Below are 17,213 nucleotides of genomic sequence, written 5' to 3'. Positions count from 1 at the left end.
AACTGACATGTGCAAGTCTACCCTCAAAACTTCACAGGTAAAAATTTGCCCAATCAAGAGGTTAAGAGCGGCCAATGCCGCTCTTTCATCCCGCTATTCTTGCACCACTTTTTTGTAGTTCGCTCGAATAGTACTGAGTACTGTTGAGGGTTTCTTGGCCCGATTAATCACACATTGAATCGTTAGTTTCGCGCTTTCCAAGGTTTCACCAAACCCCATCACAACTGTCTCATACTGTTCACACAGATTCTCAACTTGCTCTTCACTCAACTCAGGCCACTTTTCGCGAGCCATACCTGCATAAAGATGTACGCATCGATACTCAACATCATCAAACATTTCATTCAATGATTCTTCTTCACTTAATGCGCTACACTCAGAAGCGGATGGAAACTCAGTGTCAGGGAAATATTGACGCTCTAGCGCTTGAAGCTCAGGTGGGACTGGACAGCCAACGTGACACAGCATTTTAATCGCGGTCAATTTGATGGCCGTAGCATTACTGATCATATTTCCTGTCACCTCATCGATGCATCGACCAATAAACTCAGGGCTATTACGACGGATGTTCAAGGAGCTTAAATCCCCTAACTTCACAACATGGCCATACTGTGCGAGTAAACATTGACCAACCAGACCCAATGCATTTAAGAAAACACCATGAGAAGAGATGTACCCCTCACGAAACTCCTCCGCGGACTCTTCCCAATTCCGAAAAGCTGACCATAAAAGAGGACGTGAACAAGCTTGCCAAAATGACTTCGCCATTTCTCGTTGTTCGTCACTCAAATTGGCAGACGCTTTCACACTCAGCAGTCGAGCGGTAGCGTCTTTTAAGATTTTAACGGGGAAAAGGTAAGGGCTGTTTTTACCAATCACATTACGTTCAAAGTCCACTAAGTTCGTGAACACCTCTAATTCTTTTGCCATTTCAACAACCAACTTTGGTAAGTCGTCTCGCTGGTTGTACGTATCACTGATACTGGCACTTGGCTTCACAGTATGGCCATTGATATCGGAGAATGCTTGCTGACGCTCTTCCAGTGTCATACCTGCAAACAACATCAATGGAATATTATGACCACGTAAATCGACGTCGCTCTTAATCGCATCGATGATGCCTGTCGTGCGGTGCTGGCCATCAAAGAGGAAAATATCGGAGTCCATATTAATTTTTAGCAGCCCTACGTTTGCATACTCTGACTCAATAAACTCTGGGTGCTCATCAATAGCTCCTGTCAACGAAGGCAGGATATAGCTATCCGAGTATGTTTGGATGTAAGTAGAAAGATTCTTCGCACGAGTTGGATTGACTTCACGTTGAGAGCGAGCCAATACATTACCGGTATCAAAAGCCACTAAGCGTTGTAATACGCTAAATGGCACATTGATATTGAAGAACGGTCGGCCCGCTTGGATGCCACGTACCGCAGGAATTTCAAAGCAAAATTCAGACATTTGATCACCTTATTCATTTTTGGTTTACTAGAGCTCTGGCTGTTTCTGTTCATTCAGCCAGTGGTGCGATAGCTTACGGTTGGGCTATCGCACCAATTCTTTCATCACTAATGGGTTGATGTGGATTCGCCATAAAGCTGCTCTAACCACTCTTTGGCCGATGCTCTATGTTTATCAGTCGTTAACACCTCACGCTCTTGTTTCTTCGCATAGGCATAGTCTTCACGCATCTGTTTCACGGTTGTTGTGTTATCACAAACGGTAATGCTTACGCCTTTACCTAAATGCCCCTCTTCGAGCATAGAGCCGTCGGTATAACCAAAGTCCTCAATCAAGATTTCATGGATTTTTGCGGCTCTAACGGTTGATTCGAAGTCCGTAGAGTTCACCCAAATAACGTGTTTAGAGATATCCGCAGATACACTAGATCGAGTCTCTTTCTTCATGCGGCTCCTCCGTTTTGACGCCGCATACGACGATGGGGTTTGACTTTGGCTGGCTTTGGCATAACACCAAGCTTTCGTAATTCCCAAGCTTTGGCCATAACCGTGTGGATAGTTCTGCCTAATGCGAAGCTCACTTGCTCAGGGCCATCCAGTTCGTAGCGCTCAATCAAGTACTTCTGCTCTGTCGTTTACCACGGTTTACCGTGATTTGGATGAAAGTCAGGGTGATACTGCATTCGACCATAAGTATCGTAGGTCACTGGAATCGTGCTGTTATTCATAAACCCACTCCAAAACATAACACCAACTGTTAAACCCTAACTTTCTCAGCTCATCGTTCACTTTGTTACGAACCAAACCTTGTCCCCAACACTCACAATTCAGTTGCGTTCTCGGGATAGTGGCCGTCACTTTCTGGCGATTATCAGTGTGTCGAGTTCTCGTTGATGTCACTGCACCAACAACAAAAATAGGCGTTTCATTCTTATTCATGTCGAACTCCTTAATACTCGAAATAGAACACATCAATATCGGGATAAGGCTGAAAGCAATCGACACTAAAATCGTTCAACGTTAATCGAGTTACCTTGTCCTCACGCTCTTCAACATGACCACCATTACTGCGTGTGAACTCAACGGCTTGAGCCAAGCCATCTTCATACGTCACCTTTTGTCTACGCAGCTCATTAACCAGAGCTTCTAAGCCTTTCATTTTGGCCGTAGCAATATGTAAGTTTGAAAAATCGACATTCAGTTTCATTGTCATGACTCCCTATGACGCTAGACGGATATTGAAGTTGAACCCAACACAACGGTACGTCTTATCCTGCTTTTTAAAGCGCAAGCCAGGGAAGACGGAATAAAAACAGGTGAACACAACCACTTCTTGCGTATTTTCTTTGAGATGCCACGCTCCCATCGAACAAACAGCGGTTAATTCAGTGAGCAAATCGTAGAGCTCGTGATGCTGAAAAGAACGCTGACCCAAATCAGGAAATAATTCTCTCAGAGTGTCATTTAGGCGCAGCCTTTTGAGCTTGGCGATGCCCTCTTTTTGCAAAGGGCTACTCCCACGACTGAACATTTTTAACTGTTCAAGACGCTGCAAAGACGCCACAGGTTTGACATCCACTTTCGCACTGTTCACCTCTTCGCCACACGACGTATGACCACGTAAGGCTTTCACATGACGACGAGTAGATAAGAGTGATGAAGCCCAAGAGTTATCATTTTTTGGTGAGCTTTCGTGCTCCAACGGCGAGACGTTGGTCGCTGAATTCAATTTAGAGAGAGTTGGGGTTGAGTGTTGTTGTGCCATATAGGGTTTCCTTCTGTTTGAGTATCACTTTTATGGAGCCGCTTGGCTGTCCTATTCCTCAAACACGGTTCCGCTTTGCAAGGGCGCGAAGCGTTCATTTCACCCTTGCAAAGAGGGTTCTAGGTGAGGATAGTCAACAGCCTGCGAGCACCATCAAATGATGCGAGTCGAAAGGAAAACCGGCACATAAGACATCAAACCTTTACTCGAACTTAATGAAAGTCAGTGAAAGGCTCTTACGAGAGGAGGCACGACGAACAGCAACGAGGAAGCATGACGAGGCGATAGGCCGCCCCGCGCAGCTACGCAGTAGCGTAGGCGTTCCGGATTGAAGTGGTATCCTTGCAGATAAGGCTTTTAGAGATTCACGCTCTGGGAAGGCACGTGTGGCTTTTTAGGGAGATGAAGCTCTCAAGCCATAGATGGAAGATACAAGCGGAAAGCCCTGCCCGTAGGGTAACGCCCAAGTAAACGGCATTTTGGAAATATTAAAGAGGTTTGATATTATAGGGATGTCACTGGCAAATAGAGGTAGTTTCTATGGATTCATTGACCGAAAGACTTGCTCGTATAAACGTGTTACGTAAACAGGCCCTTAAAGACCCTGATTTTATTGAAGCGGCAAAAGAGCATGAACAAGCGATAGTTCAATCTACACATACATCTCAATCAACGACCAAAAAGCGCAAGGCCAAAAAGAAACGTGAACGCTTATCTGACATATACTCTGAGGTACCAGAGCAACAACCCATCTACTATTAGTTAACAAGCCCTATTCTTAATGATAGGGCTTTTTTATTGGTATCAGCATCCACAGCCAACACATACCGCTCTGGTCGAATGTTATAAATGGAAAAACCTGTCATTCTTTTCTGTCGCTATCGCTTTAATTTAACCTTACCAGTGACAATTAATAGAGCAGCAAACCCAAAATAAGTACTGAGTATGCCGATCACAAACCCCATATCAGAATCATAATAGTGGCCTAACACACCACCTAGAACACTTAAAATAACCAATGTGGTTATTGTAATTAGTTGGATTTTAGAATACACGTTTCTCTTCCTGCTATCTTGACTTTTTTTATAACAGCCTGAGCGTATGCACCTTGGTGAGACATAGGGTTACCATACAGTTCCCAGCCATTACTCAATTTTATATTCACTTCTTTCTCTAACTCTTCTACTGTTACTTTTACAATTAATTTGTATTCCATTTTTATCCCCATATTTCATTGTATTTTTGCTGTGTGCATTATTCTTTCCCCTACTTAAGCAACTGGTATTCTTTCACTAAGCTATCCAATGGAATTTTAAGCCCATCATGTAGCTTGCGAATCATTGAAATAGATAAACGTCTTTGTCGGTTCAAAACAAGCATCTCTGATGTTTTGTAATTCTTTACCACGGCACTTAACCTAGCAGCACGTTTTGGAGCTTCCCACTTTGCTAAATCAAAATCACGAAACTCTGCCATATAGTCATCTCTAAGGTCGTCTTTTGTATACACAAACTCTGCGTAAAATCGTGAACTTAATTGTTCTATCCTTTCCATTATGTTTAATCACTATTAATTAATGGCATTAACATTTAAGTTCACGAGAATGGGGACACTCTCACCATACAAACCATTTAAAATAGCTCAGTATGATCAAAGTCACTATCAATCCTAACCAACCTAGAAACTTAGTAACAAGCTCTGGAGATTCACTATTGAAGTGAGGAAACAATATTGCCCCAAGGGATAGGAAAGGCAACAGGCCATAAAGCTGCCCCATATACTTAGATGTCGAGCCTGGGAAAGGTTCAAAATAGTGACGTTACAGAGTTAAAAAGCCGCACCTTTCAGCGCGGCAACCTAACCTACGTTGTTATAATTACGTCGCCTTACTCTTCTTGCACTCCCATTAATTCTTGAAATACATAACTGGTTCCAGTGTAAATCAGATTTTCAGTGCGATCGAAATACACCGGGTCTTCGTTTTGTAAGATGTTGACCACTGCATTAAATTCAGAGGCATTTTTAAAGGTCATTTCTAAAAACTCATCGCCATCGACAAACATAAGTCGGATCACCCCGTCACTATTTACAACATTCCACGTTAATCGGTAGGTATCGATTCTTGCGTCCATGCAAAACACTCCCTCGGTTTTAGTTATAGTTATAGCCATTATGAGGTAATTACCTCATAGCTACGTAAATTGCGGATTAACACATACCTTTAATTATAGATAAAACTCAAGGCGTGCAAGATTAACCTCAACAAAGAGGCATCAACAAAAGAAAGGATTAATAGGAAAGCGAAGACTTTGAATTTATTCTATCTCGTACAAGATAGTAGCGAACGGTATCAAAAGTGACTTCTGACATCTTAACCTTTAAACATTAAGATGTCAGAGTGTTGGTTAATCTTAACCTAGTAAACCAATAATCCCGTTATACAGATCCAAACAAATTTTGAGTACTACCATAATCTACATCACACCGTAACCACGCACTACTCCATTTACTATGCCATTTGTCAGCCAAAAAGTATCAGTGTGCGATACAGTGCTATATTGAAAGCATCACATCTCCACAGAAGGAATTAATATTATGCCGACCTATCAGGTAATTTACTTCAACGCGAAACACACCGTGATGGACAACGAAGCTATCTTTATGAAGAATCTAACGAACGCTAAACGTTCAGCAGAGCATCATGCGCCAGAGGGTGCTAAACAATTTGAAATCAAAGACTTAATGGAGCGGGTGCTGAGTCGATTTACGTTTGATGAAGGCTGGGTTGATAACACCAAAAACTGAGGTTGCTTTGCAAGCATGGTTCATTTGGAGTGTCAAGAATAAATACACAGACTTAATTAGTTTTTCGTATCAGCCTTTGACACAGTTTAATTTGCTTGTCTGACAAAGCTTGCTCACAGTTAAGCTGATTTAACAAGCCTGTCAGTGTGTCTCTATCCCAGTAACTTGTGAATAAAAAGCGTCGTATTAATGAGTTCAGAGAGGCATCTAGAGCTCATTAACCCCACTCCTTGTCCCACTCTCTCTGCTATACGTTTGCGGATATCCATTATGTTCAACTCTTCAGGTAACCGCTTAATGCCCTTCCCTTTCAGGTTGATAGTAAATTGTTTCTGCTTTTTTGTCGGTTTGGGTGATTTGCTCACATTTCATCCTGTTCTTTGAGAAAACTGAATTTCGTACGTATTTTTCTTGGCTATAAAAGTGACAAGGCTACTACACTAGCCACCTTAAAAATGAACAGAAGTAAGTTAGAACAATAGCACTAACTCAACCTTGAACGATCAGAAAAACACCTCATAACTTTTAACACTTTATACTAAGTTACTTTATATTAACTTAGAATCTAGAACTTAGTTTTGCTTGGTAGCCTGCTTCCTGGAACTCTTTGTATAAAGATGATAATTCCGACTTGCTGTAAACTTGACGAGGACAGCTATTGGGAATAAAAAATACAGGTTTATCCTTCGGGTCAAAACCCGGACTAAAAGGATTTCCAGACTCGTCATTGTGCCAAACCAACACACCACCTTTATAGCCAGAAGATATAAAGTTCTTATTGAGATCATCGATCACTATATCTTCAAAATACGACGTGTTACCTCTATCGGGGGTCTCTTGATTTCCACCTAGGGACTTAGGGATTGTGAAATAGTTTACAGCACTCTGAAAAGAAGTACTTTGATTCTTTAAGCCACTGTGAATATAACGAGGAGGTACTGTTAATGGACGATTTCCAGAGCATTGCTTTTGATTGAAAATTAAGTCAAATAAATCATAATCTGCTGTAATCGGGTTATCCAAATCAACTGTCCCATATGACCTGTATCCAAGTTCAGGCGGATTTGTCAACACTTGAACTTTCCTAACCCCATCGTAGACATACCCATTACCATCAATAGTAAATTCTACGACTTGATCATGGTAAACTGCGATATATTTTTCACCACGAAGTTTAAGCAATTCATTCTCAGATAAATAACTAATTTGATTTTTTGACAACTTTAGTGGCACGAGTTTAGCGCCCTTGTCACAAGCCTCTTTAATATATTGATCGTGTTTAAGCTGCTTCTTTGAATACAGTGCTTTCTCGGGAATAAACCCAGCTGTTGGCCCTGAATTACTTGATTTAGCTTTAACATGAAAATTCTTCGATGGATGCCCTTCTTTCAAGTGCACCTGACCTATCTCACTAGGGTAACGCAGTGCAATGATTACGTTGTATTTATCAGCACTTCTTTGAAAAGAGTGACTATATAAAAGAGATTCAGTATCGAACACTTTTCCGGACTTAAAATGTAGTGCTTTATCTCCCAAAGACGAATTAGATAGGATATGGGAGCCATTTGTAGCTTTTTCTACCCCTATTGAAACAGAACTTGAACCAACTATGACATTAGAGTTTGGTGGACATCCACAGTCAATATAATCCCCGACTCTTGCCGCTAGGCCAGCTGGTAAATGTACGCTCCTTGAACCAACAGCTACAATAGGACCTATCCCGCGGCACTCCTTACGACCTGATTTACAAGTTGCTTTATGGCCTATTGAACTAGGGACTAAGTCATCGAGTTTAATACCAGTGTTTCCTTCTACTACTTCACCACCTGTAGAGGTTTTTGTTCCTATACCAACACCATACATAATTTGAATTCTTCCGTGAGTTTAATGTGCTACCAGTATAATATATTGAAAGAGTTTTTTTCGCATAAGATCTCCTTTTTCAATTGACGGAATATTACTAACTGGATTCCACCATGCATTGTAAATTACTCATAAATTTCTTATTAGATGACTAACTGTCGCATTTCTAAAAATGCACGCCCTTTATATTAACCGATTGATCAATAAGCTCAATTACTCCGAGTGACATAACTTTTATTAGGGCAAACACAAGTCCTTTAAGTCCTAAAGAGTATTTTCTATAACGAATTGGGGGGCATTTTCGAGCTGCAAGTCATCAACTATCATAGCGTTCATCAGGCGAATCGATTGCTGAATAAAGAACACTTAATCAGCTTCGTATTACAGATTCATTTTTATTAAGCTTTGTAGAAAGCTTTACGGAAATTATCAGGATGTTGGTGAAACCTTATATGCTCTCGATGATTGACTCTTCTCCGTCCCTCAAAAGGTGGCGTTATATATCCCCAATTTGCACATCTTGAGAAGTAGATAACATAGTCTATCTTGGTACTCTGCCATTGAGCACTAATAAAAGTCTTTTCATCAAAGCACTCTACCGACTTCACTTGAATACGATAGAACTTATTCCCATCTGAAATCAGGACATCTGTCTTCATTCCATGATCGATCATGGGCACAAATACTTCCCACCCATCTTGTAACAGCCAACTTACCAGTAGGGTTTCGTATGAGATGCTTTTGTAATGTTTCTTTGTTTCAGATGGAATGTGGAGTGTTTTCACAGGCATAGTAATATCCTAATTACATGCTGAAGAGCTTTTTAGCATAAGACTCTCAGCGAAGCTTCCCGAGTGGGATCGCTTCAATTAGGATTCACAATGACTCATTTGAGATTTCATCAACTAGTAATAGGAACTACCCCTAACCTTCAACCGATAAGTTACCTCGATTATTAGTACTAGTGTTCACGTATTGTGAGTGAATCAGTTGGAGTTCATATTAAAATAAACGAAGATTTGTAATTCGTCAAAAAGACACATTCCTGCCCACACCTAATCAGAGTTCATAACGAAATGACTAAATCCATCGCTCTAACGCACCTTGAAACCGAGCTATCAGCTTAGGTTCTTGTTTATTTTTCGAGCGGTTTCGCTCAGTTTGGAACTGCCCCCAGACCATCTCCAAACATGAAGTTTCCAATTTGGAATGATGCCTTTCCACATTTTCATAAAGACACATCCTATTATATCAGCATACAAAATGTATCTAGGAAGGATTATTAACCAAATCTATTCAAAGAGGACATCCAATGAACTCAATCAAAGCACTTATCTTAGATAACCAGCCCATTGTTCGACATACTCTCATATCAATGGTCAATAGCATCAACATTCAAACTGATTCTGTCCAATCAGATTCGATAAAAGATGCACACCGTATTCTTCGTGAACAGAATATTGATATGATCATACTGGATGTCGATTTGAATGATGGGAATGGCTTAGATTTCATTCAACGTATTCGAAAAGGTGGCTACAAAGGTAAGGTTCTATTTGTTTCTTCAAACAATAACCCTCTCTTTAACCATACAGCCAAAAATGTCGGCGCTAATGGATACATACTTAAAACAGAAGACACTTCATTAATTAATGATGCCATTTTAGCGATATACCGAGGGTATTCGGTATTCAAACACTGTTCTGCTGCAATGCATAAGTTCCCTGACCTATCAGAGCGTGAATCTGTGGTACTTAGCTATTTGTCTAAAGGTTACTCAAACAAGAAAATCTCAGAATTATTATCTTTAAGCTCAAAGACGATTAGCACTTACAAATCTAGAATTCTAGAAAAATACAACGCTAATTCCATTATCGAGATAATGGAACTTCAACGAGCATAAGGCCTTTACTGACACCAAACAGGAAAGAATATTTTTCACTTTATCACAAGCATGGAATAACGGAGCACGGATTCTCACCACTTACATTGAAAGAGAAATCGATTATGCCATTACCTAAGAACACCATCGAAGCACAGTTAATTCCAGATAATATGTTACATCATATGTGCATGAAACTACTCAATGATCAGGGTTTTAACGAGTCTGAAGCAAAAAAAATTATTGAGGTAGAAATCTATTTATTAAGTCCAAGAGACACGCGTGAGATCCGCAATCAAGTGAACCGACATGAACACACCTTCGAGCAAGCGATGCTCCAGCTTCTGAAGCAAAAACAACGTCATTATTTCTTAATATTGTTACAACAATTTTGGGAAGCTCAAGCTCGAAAGTACAAAGAAAACGCCAAATCACCTTTGTCTCTTAACAAGGCTATCAAGAGCTAAAGCAAAAATGAGGTTATTGAGTAACAGAAATTCATATAAACAGGTAAGGACATTATGATGTGTACAGATACAGTAAAAATGTTGGTAATGAACCGGTTTCATCCAGTAAGAGCACCTTATAAAAATATATCTCGACAGGCGTTCTGTTGTGCGAAACGTTCAATAAGGCTGACACGCTATTACTCTAAAGGGCAACATTTTTACTGGTTTTGCTTAAGTTGTCACTCTGTTACCCTTGATCAGACAGTACATTATTAGTCGGATTTCTACTTCTGAATTATCCACTCAATCTGGTAGGTGATTGAGATACTCAATTTTTGTTTTCTTTAAGAATCTACCTTCCTACCAGTAACGAATTAAGAACATAGTCCCGCGGACTTGATTACATCGCCTATTCTTGGTCCACATTAACTGCGGATAAGCTGAAACCTAGGCTCTCAAGATATTCAATCAAGACTGGACCGTCAGCAATGTGATATTTAGTTCTGGTTTTAGTATTAACTCAGGCATTACTAATTCCGCTTAGCTACCTAGTTTTCCATAGACAGTAAGTCACCCCTAAAACCTTAAAGTCATAGTTTTGATACAAAGTAGACAAAGAGAGAAAATTCCTAATTATAATTAAGACCACTATCACATGCACTTTGTATGCTTCATTATCAACCTCACCTACAATAATACTGCCCTTCGTGACTTACATTCACCGCACTGAGTTGTTGTCATGCCTATCCCAAAAGACACAAATGAAACATTCATCAAAAGAGCACGCCTTAAATGGGCTGAGCGCTATGATTACTCTCGTGTACGATACGTGAATAGCCGTACACCAGTGACTATCATTTGCCGAAAACACCATCATGCCTTTAAGCAAACACCCAAGGCCCATTTCTCTGCTAAGCACCATTGTTGCCCGTTATGTTATCAAGAGGCCGCTGGATCCTATCAAAACAAATGGCGAGAGCAGCCTGGACATGCACCACTGGAGAGCCCTCTCCCACCCATTATCAACCAAGTCCTGCGAGAGATAGCGCCCCCTAAATTCTCAAGCATCAAAGAAAATCAATGACATCCCTGTAACGACTGACTCACCAGAAACTCTATACTCAAAGTTTGTTTAGGCAATGGGTAGATAAAACGTTAATACTGACTCATTTTTGAACGCCTAGTTTCACATCACGAGCCTGAGCCTGCCAGGTTTTTCCTTCAGCCTTTAACCCATAGAGCGCTCACTTGCCAACTTCTTAGCGACACGAATGACTGTCCGACCAGACACATTGGTCAGCTTAGCTGTATCACTGATACTTAACCCATTTATAACCCGTAACTGATAAATTTTTTCATGCCGCTCTGAGTCGGCCTGTCGCCCTTTATATTTGCCCTCCTCTTTGGCTTTCTTATTCCCCCGCAATACTCAAAACGCCCGTTTCAATTCATACCAAGTGAAGTTTTCTTCATCAAACTGTAAAGCGTTGAGTTCGTAATTAGGATGAGATTGCACGGATTGAAGTAAATACTCCTCTCTCTCTGAACTTAAACACAAACGTAGCGGGCGCTTTTGTTTTTGTTTGTCATCGAACCCTTCTTCAATCTCTTTTTGAGTCATGTAAGTGACATCTTGTTCGATTCATAAGTCGAAATAAAAAGGCTTGGTCACTCCAAGCCCTTTGATGGTTAATCCGTGATTTTAGAAGTAGTAGGTCGAGCCAATGTTGAATGATACTGTGTTAGCGAAACTATCAAATTGGTATTTGACATTCGCTCCAACCGTTAATTGTGAATACACTTCATATTCAGTTCCTACAGAAGCCAAACCACCAATTTCATTAGATGTATTTGAGTAACTACTTTTAGGTGTAATGGCCTCAACATCAGTTAGTTCATTTTCATGTTCAAGGTAATGAGATGCGCTTACACCATACTGAGTATAAGTTAAGCCTGCTTTAAATTTGGCTTGCCATTTTTCACTCAGTGTATACGTGTAAACAGGAGCTAGAGTGAATTTCTTTGCTTTTACTTTTGAATTCCATTCTTCTTCTGTTTTTATGTATGTTGCAGGGTCATCTTTCACAAATAGTGAACGATCATCATCCAATTCAAACTGACTGTAACCAAATTCAATCGCCCAAGATGGCGTTAATGAATAGCCTACAAATCCACTTAAAATGCCATCTTCATTAGATGGTTCAAGTGTAACTGGAGATGATGTGAAGTTACTTTGTGTATCGTGACTAGTTGAACCGAAACCGTATTCTAAACCAATATAAGGTGCTGAAACTGCACTGAAAGATGCGCCTGCTAATACTAATGAAAGTAATGTTTTATTCATATAAAAATTCTCTATGAGTTATCTTGCGTGATTATCAATCATTTAATGTGAAGCGCTTGTGGACATATAAAATACTTACAGGACTTTTATCGCATCCACATCAACCTTTACACCTGATATGTTTTTATCGATTTCACCCATGATTTGTACGTTTGTTGTTGGTGTGACGGACTGACCGAACCACTTGTCGTGGTCAATTTCTATAGTAACTTCACCTGTAGAATCAGCAAAAAGATACATTTCTCCACCAAGAGATGATTTGATATGACCTGTCAATGTTACAGGCATATCGTCACTGAATATCCCTGCCTCAAGAACTTGTGCTACTGTAGAAATACTTTGTGTTGGCCCTGAAAAGCCGGATTGTGTTTGAGCAGCATTACCAGTGAAACCTTGTGCAAAGATACTGCTTGAAGCAACAAGAGCAAAAGTTGTTATTAAAAGTTTTGTTTTCATTATTAAGTCTCTGTTTGTATGAGCGGAATTTATATTAACGTTATCAATATGAATGGGGAGGTTAATTATTGATTTCGTTTTTCTGCTTTAACTCAAAAACCATTTAGGTTGTACTGATTTAAACCTTCAAAACGAGTTTGTGCGTCAATCACAGCCGTGTTGTTCGAGATGGCTTGTAAGCGTAATTCTCACAGTGATTTATCGGAGTTCATCCCGCAAGGAGAAACTTCTAAATGCTTGCTAGAAATTTCTGAAAAAATATCAAATCAGCATTGGCGCAGGTTTAATTGAAAAGGATAAGGACGGAAGTCTTTACAATTCTTATGTAATAGCAATGCCAGATAGGCAAACACAGAAAGTTGCATACGTTTGTCAGCGAACACATGAGAAGTGGTAATGAATACACTGTATTTGATACACCACATGGATGCCGTGTAGGAATCCTGATTTGCTGGGATAATAACTTAGTCGAGAATGTTCGGATAACAGCATTAAGTGGTGAGCAACGCAGACCACTGCACTTAAAGTATTGTGCCGTAAACACTAAAGCCGAAGCAAACCAAAAATGCCAAGCGTGCTGAATCACTCTTAAATTGTTTGTTATGTACGTCTTAAGCTATTTTCTCTATTATGCTCTTTTCCTTGTGCAGGAAACCATATCATTTCATTGCGTACTAACTTGTAGCCAGAAATGACAGATAAAAGATTATGGATAAAATACCCAAAAGCCATATCTTCTAGCCTATACAAATGCCATCGCTCATAGTTATCAACATGTTCTAATGGGCATTGCTCCCAAAACTTAATGAATTTATGCTGCCCAAGGCACACATGGTCAATAGTTTTATGCCAATGTTCATCAGTAAGTTCTCTTAACACATCAAGGTCTATTCGTGGCTGTCTATTCCTCATTTCATATATAAAAACACCCACAAAAATATCCATGTCTGGCTCTGAATCACGAACTAACTTTGCTGTGGTAGAAATACTTTCACACGCATCACGATAGACTTGAGAACTATATGTCGATTTTACTTCAATGATTCCGCGACACGATGAGGGTTGAATAAAAACTAAGTCACCATCCTGATAAATAACAGGCTGTGTATTATCGTAAAGTAATACGTCTATTTGACCTGAGTTGCCGTTTTCAGTGATGATAAAACCACGACCAAGAGATATATTTTTAGGGCAACTTCTCTGAATAACTTGCCTTAGTATCGACTCTTTCCATTCCCCATCTGTAGGCCAATGTGCATCATCGATCAGATGACGGATGCGATTTTCTAGAGCTTTTAACTCCATTGATATAGATTTAAAGTATCGTTCAGTATCCATTTTTCCGCCTAAGTACATAACGCCCTGTTAAGGGGTGAGCAACGCAATACCGAAGCCACCGCATACCACCTTAGTCACTAAAATCAACGCATAGTAAAAATGCCACGCGTTGCGAATCCCTCTTGAACAGTTTGTTATAAGTTTATTTTACTAGCCCGTCACTTATATGCTTTGATATCTGCGTTAAGCCTTCACCAAGTGCATCGCTGAGTAAGCTAGCTGATTGATAATTGGGAGTAACTAGGTCTAGTTTCTTAAACTCTCGATGATGACTAATTATTTTCAAGTAGAACTCAAACTTGTCTTGTTTTGTTGTCGCACGCTGAAACTCTTTCTTAACTTGTTCCTCAAAATTCAAAATTTCCTTTGGGTTATCATTGTCATGTAACTCTACATAGACCTCACGAGCTAATCTCTTTTTTGACCAACCAAGTAACTTTAAAGTTTTTTCGAGATTTTCTTTTTCTGTCACTGTTTTGTCCCCAAATGTCCCTTTAGCAAGGTTTATTATGACCATGTCCTTGCGACAACTATAAAACATATTGGAGAGAATGACATGCAACTAAATACTATGGCTAATAACACACCACCAAATGGACCAAGTAAGACAGGTAACAAATCTGGAGGAGGTCGAGGTAATCAACCACCAAGACGATAACTTCTTTTAGCTACTGGCACTGATTTATAGCAGTTCGAAAACTGCTTAAGAATTTTGCTTCGTCGCCAGTAGCTTCCTTATAAGGCAAAGAATCCATTGTTAACTCCAGTGCACATAAACATAAGTTTTTCTTTTTAATATATTGGGTGCTTGCTAACGAGCGTTTGTCCGAGTTAACACAGTTATCTACAATCTCGTATTCAACGCGTATAGGGTAACGAGCTTCATCAAAGTACAGTTGATCTATTTTATATGTACCAATGATTCCAATAAACAAAGCCGAAGATGCTGATAATAAGGGCTTTTTATACTTCTTATACGTATACCCCGAGAAAGCTGAATTACATTCACTGCATAAGATATTTTCACTGCATTCAATTTTATTTTCTTTTGAGCATGATGGACATTCAATATTCATAATAACCCCAAAACTTATAACGCAGCATTAAGGTGTGAGCGACGATTGGCTATACTTGAGCGAAGCGAAACCGCCAAGCGTTGCGAATCACTCTTAAATGCTTTGTTAGCTGAATATGTTTCGCTTTGCAACAGCTAGCGCTTCCAGTGACTGATAGTAAGCTCCAAGAGCTTTTGACTGATTAGACGTACCAGGCAACAGCCAAGATACATTAGCTTTAAATGCTGATACCCAGCACAAAAACTCTACAGCGGCGAGGCACTTATAGAAATTCAGTGGTCTCCCATAGTCTTTGTCACTGAATGAACCATGTAAAATACCATGTCTATTAGTGTTGTCTTCTAGAAAGTATTTTTCTGAACTTTGATATAAGTGTTGTTTACAAAATAGTTTGAATGAATCCATCATTGAGCAAATTTCATTCACTGCACCTAACCGCTCCTCTTGCGCTTGCTGTTTGCAATCGTCACAGAGAGCTACGAATAATGTCCTCACACCTTTAAATCCGATTCCTCTCTGTTCAGCTAAAGAGCGTGCCGCCCCTTCAATCACGGGTAGTAGCCCTGAAACTGCTATATGATCTAACCCTAGATAATGAGCTTCTATAGACTCAGATATAATTTCTTTGTACATAGTAAGCACTGGGGTTTCAGGATAGCGGTGAAGAGACATTGAAGCTAAGCGCTCAGGCCTGTACATGTCTTTTAATGTCTGCTCTAGTATATTCTGGCGTTCACTACCTTCCACATTTTTCAGCCTTTCTGCCGCATTGATAATCTGAGCTAACGGTACATAAGGGGGAATGAACCACCCTGCACCAACTAGAACTTGTTCATACTCTTTTAGTTCTACACTCAATACCTTCTCCTAGATTTACTCCGCTGCCAATTTAGTCAGCTAACGCCAAATTAAGGTGTGAGTAACGCAATACAAAAGCTACCGCAAACCACCTTAAACACTAAAACCAACGCATAGTAAAAATGCCACGCGTTGCGAATCACTCTTAAACAGTTTGTTATATTTTATTTTCTACATAGCTTGGAACATCAACTTTTTGCCCACCTTGAGAAAAGTGATGATCAAATGCATAAGCTAATTTCTCCAGCGGAGCATCCTTATAGCCAACACTTTGAACCTCAGCTATGTAGCGTTGCAAAAAGCCAGGAGCGCCAAGAGTTTTCCATTGAGCAACATGCACCAACTCGTGAAAGTGCAATCGTAGATCCTGAGCGAAAGTCGGTAGAATATAATAAGTGTTCTTATATGTAATACCTTGAATTTCCATATCAAGAAAGTCACCTAAACCCGCTTCACGTAATTCTGGGAAATCTGGCTTTGGGATACTATCAACGATCACAAAATATGAGTCAGCTAGAAATTCTTCGGAGTAGAAGCCGGCGAACTGACGCGCAAACAACGCACAACTTTTTCGTTGGCTAGAAAACCTTTCGTTCGTTAAATCAATCCATTCTTCGATTCTGTTTAGCATGATGAACTCCAGTAAAATATAACGCTTATTAGACGACAAATTGTCGTCTTTCATCTTTCGGCAATGCCATCATTTTTATATTAACTCAACTTATAATCAATAAGTTATGACACATGACGGGAAGTTAGACTGCAAGATGTCACCTAATAACGGGAATGATAAGTTATCAACTCAACCGAATAAGTTTTAGTTGGGTAAACGCACGCCCTCTGAATTGTGTAGAGTATTTAATCTAAGTGATTTTGGGGCATTTCTGAGTTATAAAGTGCCCAGCCTGTAGGTTTTAGAC

At 39.9% G+C, this 17,213-nt stretch carries 22 protein-coding genes and 2 pseudogenes; 5 read left to right on the top strand and 19 right to left on the bottom strand.

The genetic code is table 11. From position 1 onward, the window contains the following. Positions 1-93: 93 nt before the first annotated feature. The 5 genes from AAFX28_RS23720 to AAFX28_RS23700 form a co-directional block, all read right to left on the bottom strand. Complete coding sequence (locus AAFX28_RS23720; protein ID WP_408691020.1) at positions 94-1,458, bottom strand: DNA sulfur modification protein DndB; 1,365 nt, start codon at positions 1,456-1,458, stop codon at positions 94-96. Positions 1,459-1,565: 107 nt separating this feature from the next. Beyond that, the gene (locus AAFX28_RS23715) at positions 1,566-1,904 is read right to left on the bottom strand and encodes a hypothetical protein (protein ID WP_408691019.1); all 339 of its coding nucleotides are present in this window, start codon (positions 1,902-1,904) and stop codon (positions 1,566-1,568) included. Positions 1,905-2,177: 273 nt separating this feature from the next. Next, a complete protein-coding gene (locus tag AAFX28_RS23710) occupies positions 2,178-2,396 on the bottom strand; it encodes a hypothetical protein (protein WP_408691018.1) in 219 nt (72 codons plus the stop codon). A gap of 10 nt (positions 2,397-2,406) precedes the next feature. Continuing rightward, positions 2,407-2,664 (bottom strand): hypothetical protein, encoded by a 258-nt coding sequence (locus AAFX28_RS23705; RefSeq protein ID WP_408691017.1) that lies wholly within the window; start codon positions 2,662-2,664, stop codon positions 2,407-2,409. Positions 2,665-2,676: 12 nt separating this feature from the next. Beyond that, a complete protein-coding gene (locus AAFX28_RS23700; RefSeq protein WP_408691016.1) occupies positions 2,677-3,222 on the bottom strand; it encodes a hypothetical protein in 546 nt (181 codons plus the stop codon). A 540-nt stretch (positions 3,223-3,762) separates the two neighbouring features. Here AAFX28_RS23700 and AAFX28_RS23695 point away from each other — a divergent pair. Then, entirely contained in the window at positions 3,763-3,984 is a 222-nt protein-coding gene (locus tag AAFX28_RS23695; RefSeq protein ID WP_408691015.1) for a hypothetical protein, read from the top strand. 271 nt (positions 3,985-4,255) lie between these two features. On the opposite strand, the gene AAFX28_RS23690 is transcribed toward AAFX28_RS23695, so the two are convergent. The 3 genes from AAFX28_RS23690 to AAFX28_RS23680 form a co-directional block, all read right to left on the bottom strand. Further along, entirely contained in the window at positions 4,256-4,438 is a 183-nt protein-coding gene (locus AAFX28_RS23690) for a DUF1737 domain-containing protein (RefSeq protein WP_408691014.1), read from the bottom strand. A 50-nt stretch (positions 4,439-4,488) separates the two neighbouring features. Further along, a complete protein-coding gene (locus tag AAFX28_RS23685; protein WP_408691013.1) occupies positions 4,489-4,698 on the bottom strand; it encodes a hypothetical protein in 210 nt (69 codons plus the stop codon). A 410-nt stretch (positions 4,699-5,108) separates the two neighbouring features. Next, positions 5,109-5,354: a hypothetical protein gene (locus tag AAFX28_RS23680; protein ID WP_408691012.1), complete on the bottom strand. Its 246-nt coding sequence runs from the start codon at positions 5,352-5,354 to the stop codon at positions 5,109-5,111. Positions 5,355-5,817: 463 nt separating this feature from the next. Here AAFX28_RS23680 and AAFX28_RS23675 point away from each other — a divergent pair, with 463 nt between their 5' ends. Continuing rightward, the gene (locus tag AAFX28_RS23675) at positions 5,818-6,027 is read left to right on the top strand and encodes a hypothetical protein (protein WP_408691011.1); all 210 of its coding nucleotides are present in this window, start codon (positions 5,818-5,820) and stop codon (positions 6,025-6,027) included. A 558-nt stretch (positions 6,028-6,585) separates the two neighbouring features. On the opposite strand, the gene AAFX28_RS23670 is transcribed toward AAFX28_RS23675, so the two are convergent. Next, positions 6,586-7,890: an anthrax toxin-like adenylyl cyclase domain-containing protein gene (locus tag AAFX28_RS23670; RefSeq protein WP_408691010.1), complete on the bottom strand. Its 1,305-nt coding sequence runs from the start codon at positions 7,888-7,890 to the stop codon at positions 6,586-6,588. Positions 7,891-8,288: 398 nt separating this feature from the next. Next, positions 8,289-8,681 carry a hypothetical protein gene (locus AAFX28_RS23665; RefSeq protein ID WP_408691009.1) on the bottom strand — a complete coding sequence of 131 codons (393 nt, stop codon included), beginning with the start codon at positions 8,679-8,681 and terminating at the stop codon, positions 8,289-8,291. 521 nt (positions 8,682-9,202) lie between these two features. Here AAFX28_RS23665 and AAFX28_RS23660 point away from each other — a divergent pair. Then, entirely contained in the window at positions 9,203-9,793 is a 591-nt protein-coding gene (locus tag AAFX28_RS23660) for a response regulator (RefSeq protein ID WP_408691008.1), read from the top strand. A 104-nt stretch (positions 9,794-9,897) separates the two neighbouring features. Then, positions 9,898-10,239 (top strand): hypothetical protein, encoded by a 342-nt coding sequence (locus AAFX28_RS23655; protein ID WP_408691007.1) that lies wholly within the window; start codon positions 9,898-9,900, stop codon positions 10,237-10,239. A gap of 1,210 nt (positions 10,240-11,449) precedes the next feature. Here the strand turns inward: AAFX28_RS23655 and AAFX28_RS23650 are convergent. From AAFX28_RS23650 to AAFX28_RS23635, 4 genes and pseudogenes are all read right to left on the bottom strand, one after another. Continuing rightward, positions 11,450-11,641 (bottom strand): annotated as a pseudogene (locus tag AAFX28_RS23650) (serine recombinase); the annotation flags it as partial. Positions 11,642-11,650: 9 nt separating this feature from the next. After that, positions 11,651-11,842 (bottom strand): hypothetical protein, encoded by a 192-nt coding sequence (locus AAFX28_RS23645; protein ID WP_408691006.1) that lies wholly within the window; start codon positions 11,840-11,842, stop codon positions 11,651-11,653. An 81-nt stretch (positions 11,843-11,923) separates the two neighbouring features. Next, positions 11,924-12,565 carry an AcfA family outer membrane beta-barrel protein gene (locus tag AAFX28_RS23640; RefSeq protein WP_408691005.1) on the bottom strand — a complete coding sequence of 214 codons (642 nt, stop codon included), beginning with the start codon at positions 12,563-12,565 and terminating at the stop codon, positions 11,924-11,926. Between the two features lie 75 nt (positions 12,566-12,640). After that, positions 12,641-13,021, bottom strand: a complete 381-nt coding sequence (locus AAFX28_RS23635) for a NirD/YgiW/YdeI family stress tolerance protein (RefSeq protein ID WP_408691004.1) — start codon at positions 13,019-13,021, stop codon at positions 12,641-12,643. A gap of 192 nt (positions 13,022-13,213) precedes the next feature. On the opposite strand from AAFX28_RS23635, the pseudogene AAFX28_RS23630 reads away from it, so the two are divergent. Beyond that, positions 13,214-13,521: pseudogene (locus AAFX28_RS23630) on the top strand (nitrilase-related carbon-nitrogen hydrolase); the annotation flags it as partial. A gap of 100 nt (positions 13,522-13,621) precedes the next feature. On the opposite strand, the gene AAFX28_RS23625 reads toward AAFX28_RS23630, so the two are convergent. From AAFX28_RS23625 to AAFX28_RS23605, 5 genes are all read right to left on the bottom strand, one after another. Then, positions 13,622-14,359 carry a DUF6602 domain-containing protein gene (locus tag AAFX28_RS23625; RefSeq protein WP_408691003.1) on the bottom strand — a complete coding sequence of 246 codons (738 nt, stop codon included), beginning with the start codon at positions 14,357-14,359 and terminating at the stop codon, positions 13,622-13,624. Between the two features lie 142 nt (positions 14,360-14,501). Next, positions 14,502-14,831 (bottom strand): hypothetical protein, encoded by a 330-nt coding sequence (locus tag AAFX28_RS23620; RefSeq protein WP_408691002.1) that lies wholly within the window; start codon positions 14,829-14,831, stop codon positions 14,502-14,504. Between the two features lie 196 nt (positions 14,832-15,027). Next, positions 15,028-15,435: a hypothetical protein gene (locus AAFX28_RS23615; RefSeq protein WP_408691001.1), complete on the bottom strand. Its 408-nt coding sequence runs from the start codon at positions 15,433-15,435 to the stop codon at positions 15,028-15,030. Between the two features lie 105 nt (positions 15,436-15,540). Then, a complete protein-coding gene (locus AAFX28_RS23610; protein WP_408691000.1) occupies positions 15,541-16,293 on the bottom strand; it encodes a hypothetical protein in 753 nt (250 codons plus the stop codon). A 157-nt stretch (positions 16,294-16,450) separates the two neighbouring features. Beyond that, the gene (locus AAFX28_RS23605; protein ID WP_029791008.1) at positions 16,451-16,924 is read right to left on the bottom strand and encodes a hypothetical protein; all 474 of its coding nucleotides are present in this window, start codon (positions 16,922-16,924) and stop codon (positions 16,451-16,453) included. Between the last annotated feature and the right edge of the window lie 289 nt (positions 16,925-17,213).

This window comes from Vibrio sp. TBV020, assembly GCF_046056895.1.
GTDB lineage: Bacteria > Pseudomonadota > Gammaproteobacteria > Enterobacterales > Vibrionaceae > Vibrio.
This window is presented reverse-complemented; position numbering and strand designations above follow the sequence as displayed.

Coding starts and splice junctions, on each gene's coding strand:
- AAFX28_RS23720 (WP_408691020.1), bottom strand. CDS start 1,458: ATGTCTGAATTTTGCTTTGAAATTCCTGCGGTACGTGGCATCCAAGCG.
- AAFX28_RS23715 (WP_408691019.1), bottom strand. CDS start 1,904: ATGAAGAAAGAGACTCGATCTAGTGTATCTGCGGATATCTCTAAACAC.
- AAFX28_RS23710 (WP_408691018.1), bottom strand. CDS start 2,396: ATGAATAAGAATGAAACGCCTATTTTTGTTGTTGGTGCAGTGACATCA.
- AAFX28_RS23705 (WP_408691017.1), bottom strand. CDS start 2,664: ATGAAACTGAATGTCGATTTTTCAAACTTACATATTGCTACGGCCAAA.
- AAFX28_RS23700 (WP_408691016.1), bottom strand. CDS start 3,222: ATGGCACAACAACACTCAACCCCAACTCTCTCTAAATTGAATTCAGCG.
- AAFX28_RS23695 (WP_408691015.1), top strand. CDS start 3,763: ATGGATTCATTGACCGAAAGACTTGCTCGTATAAACGTGTTACGTAAA.
- AAFX28_RS23690 (WP_408691014.1), bottom strand. CDS start 4,438: ATGGAATACAAATTAATTGTAAAAGTAACAGTAGAAGAGTTAGAGAAA.
- AAFX28_RS23685 (WP_408691013.1), bottom strand. CDS start 4,698: ATGGCAGAGTTTCGTGATTTTGATTTAGCAAAGTGGGAAGCTCCAAAA.
- AAFX28_RS23680 (WP_408691012.1), bottom strand. CDS start 5,354: ATGGACGCAAGAATCGATACCTACCGATTAACGTGGAATGTTGTAAAT.
- AAFX28_RS23675 (WP_408691011.1), top strand. CDS start 5,818: ATGCCGACCTATCAGGTAATTTACTTCAACGCGAAACACACCGTGATG.
- AAFX28_RS23670 (WP_408691010.1), bottom strand. CDS start 7,890: ATGTATGGTGTTGGTATAGGAACAAAAACCTCTACAGGTGGTGAAGTA.
- AAFX28_RS23665 (WP_408691009.1), bottom strand. CDS start 8,681: ATGCCTGTGAAAACACTCCACATTCCATCTGAAACAAAGAAACATTAC.
- AAFX28_RS23660 (WP_408691008.1), top strand. CDS start 9,203: ATGAACTCAATCAAAGCACTTATCTTAGATAACCAGCCCATTGTTCGA.
- AAFX28_RS23655 (WP_408691007.1), top strand. CDS start 9,898: ATGCCATTACCTAAGAACACCATCGAAGCACAGTTAATTCCAGATAAT.
- AAFX28_RS23645 (WP_408691006.1), bottom strand. CDS start 11,842: ATGACTCAAAAAGAGATTGAAGAAGGGTTCGATGACAAACAAAAACAA.
- AAFX28_RS23640 (WP_408691005.1), bottom strand. CDS start 12,565: ATGAATAAAACATTACTTTCATTAGTATTAGCAGGCGCATCTTTCAGT.
- AAFX28_RS23635 (WP_408691004.1), bottom strand. CDS start 13,021: ATGAAAACAAAACTTTTAATAACAACTTTTGCTCTTGTTGCTTCAAGC.
- AAFX28_RS23625 (WP_408691003.1), bottom strand. CDS start 14,359: ATGGATACTGAACGATACTTTAAATCTATATCAATGGAGTTAAAAGCT.
- AAFX28_RS23615 (WP_408691001.1), bottom strand. CDS start 15,435: ATGAATATTGAATGTCCATCATGCTCAAAAGAAAATAAAATTGAATGC.
- AAFX28_RS23605 (WP_029791008.1), bottom strand. CDS start 16,924: ATGCTAAACAGAATCGAAGAATGGATTGATTTAACGAACGAAAGGTTT.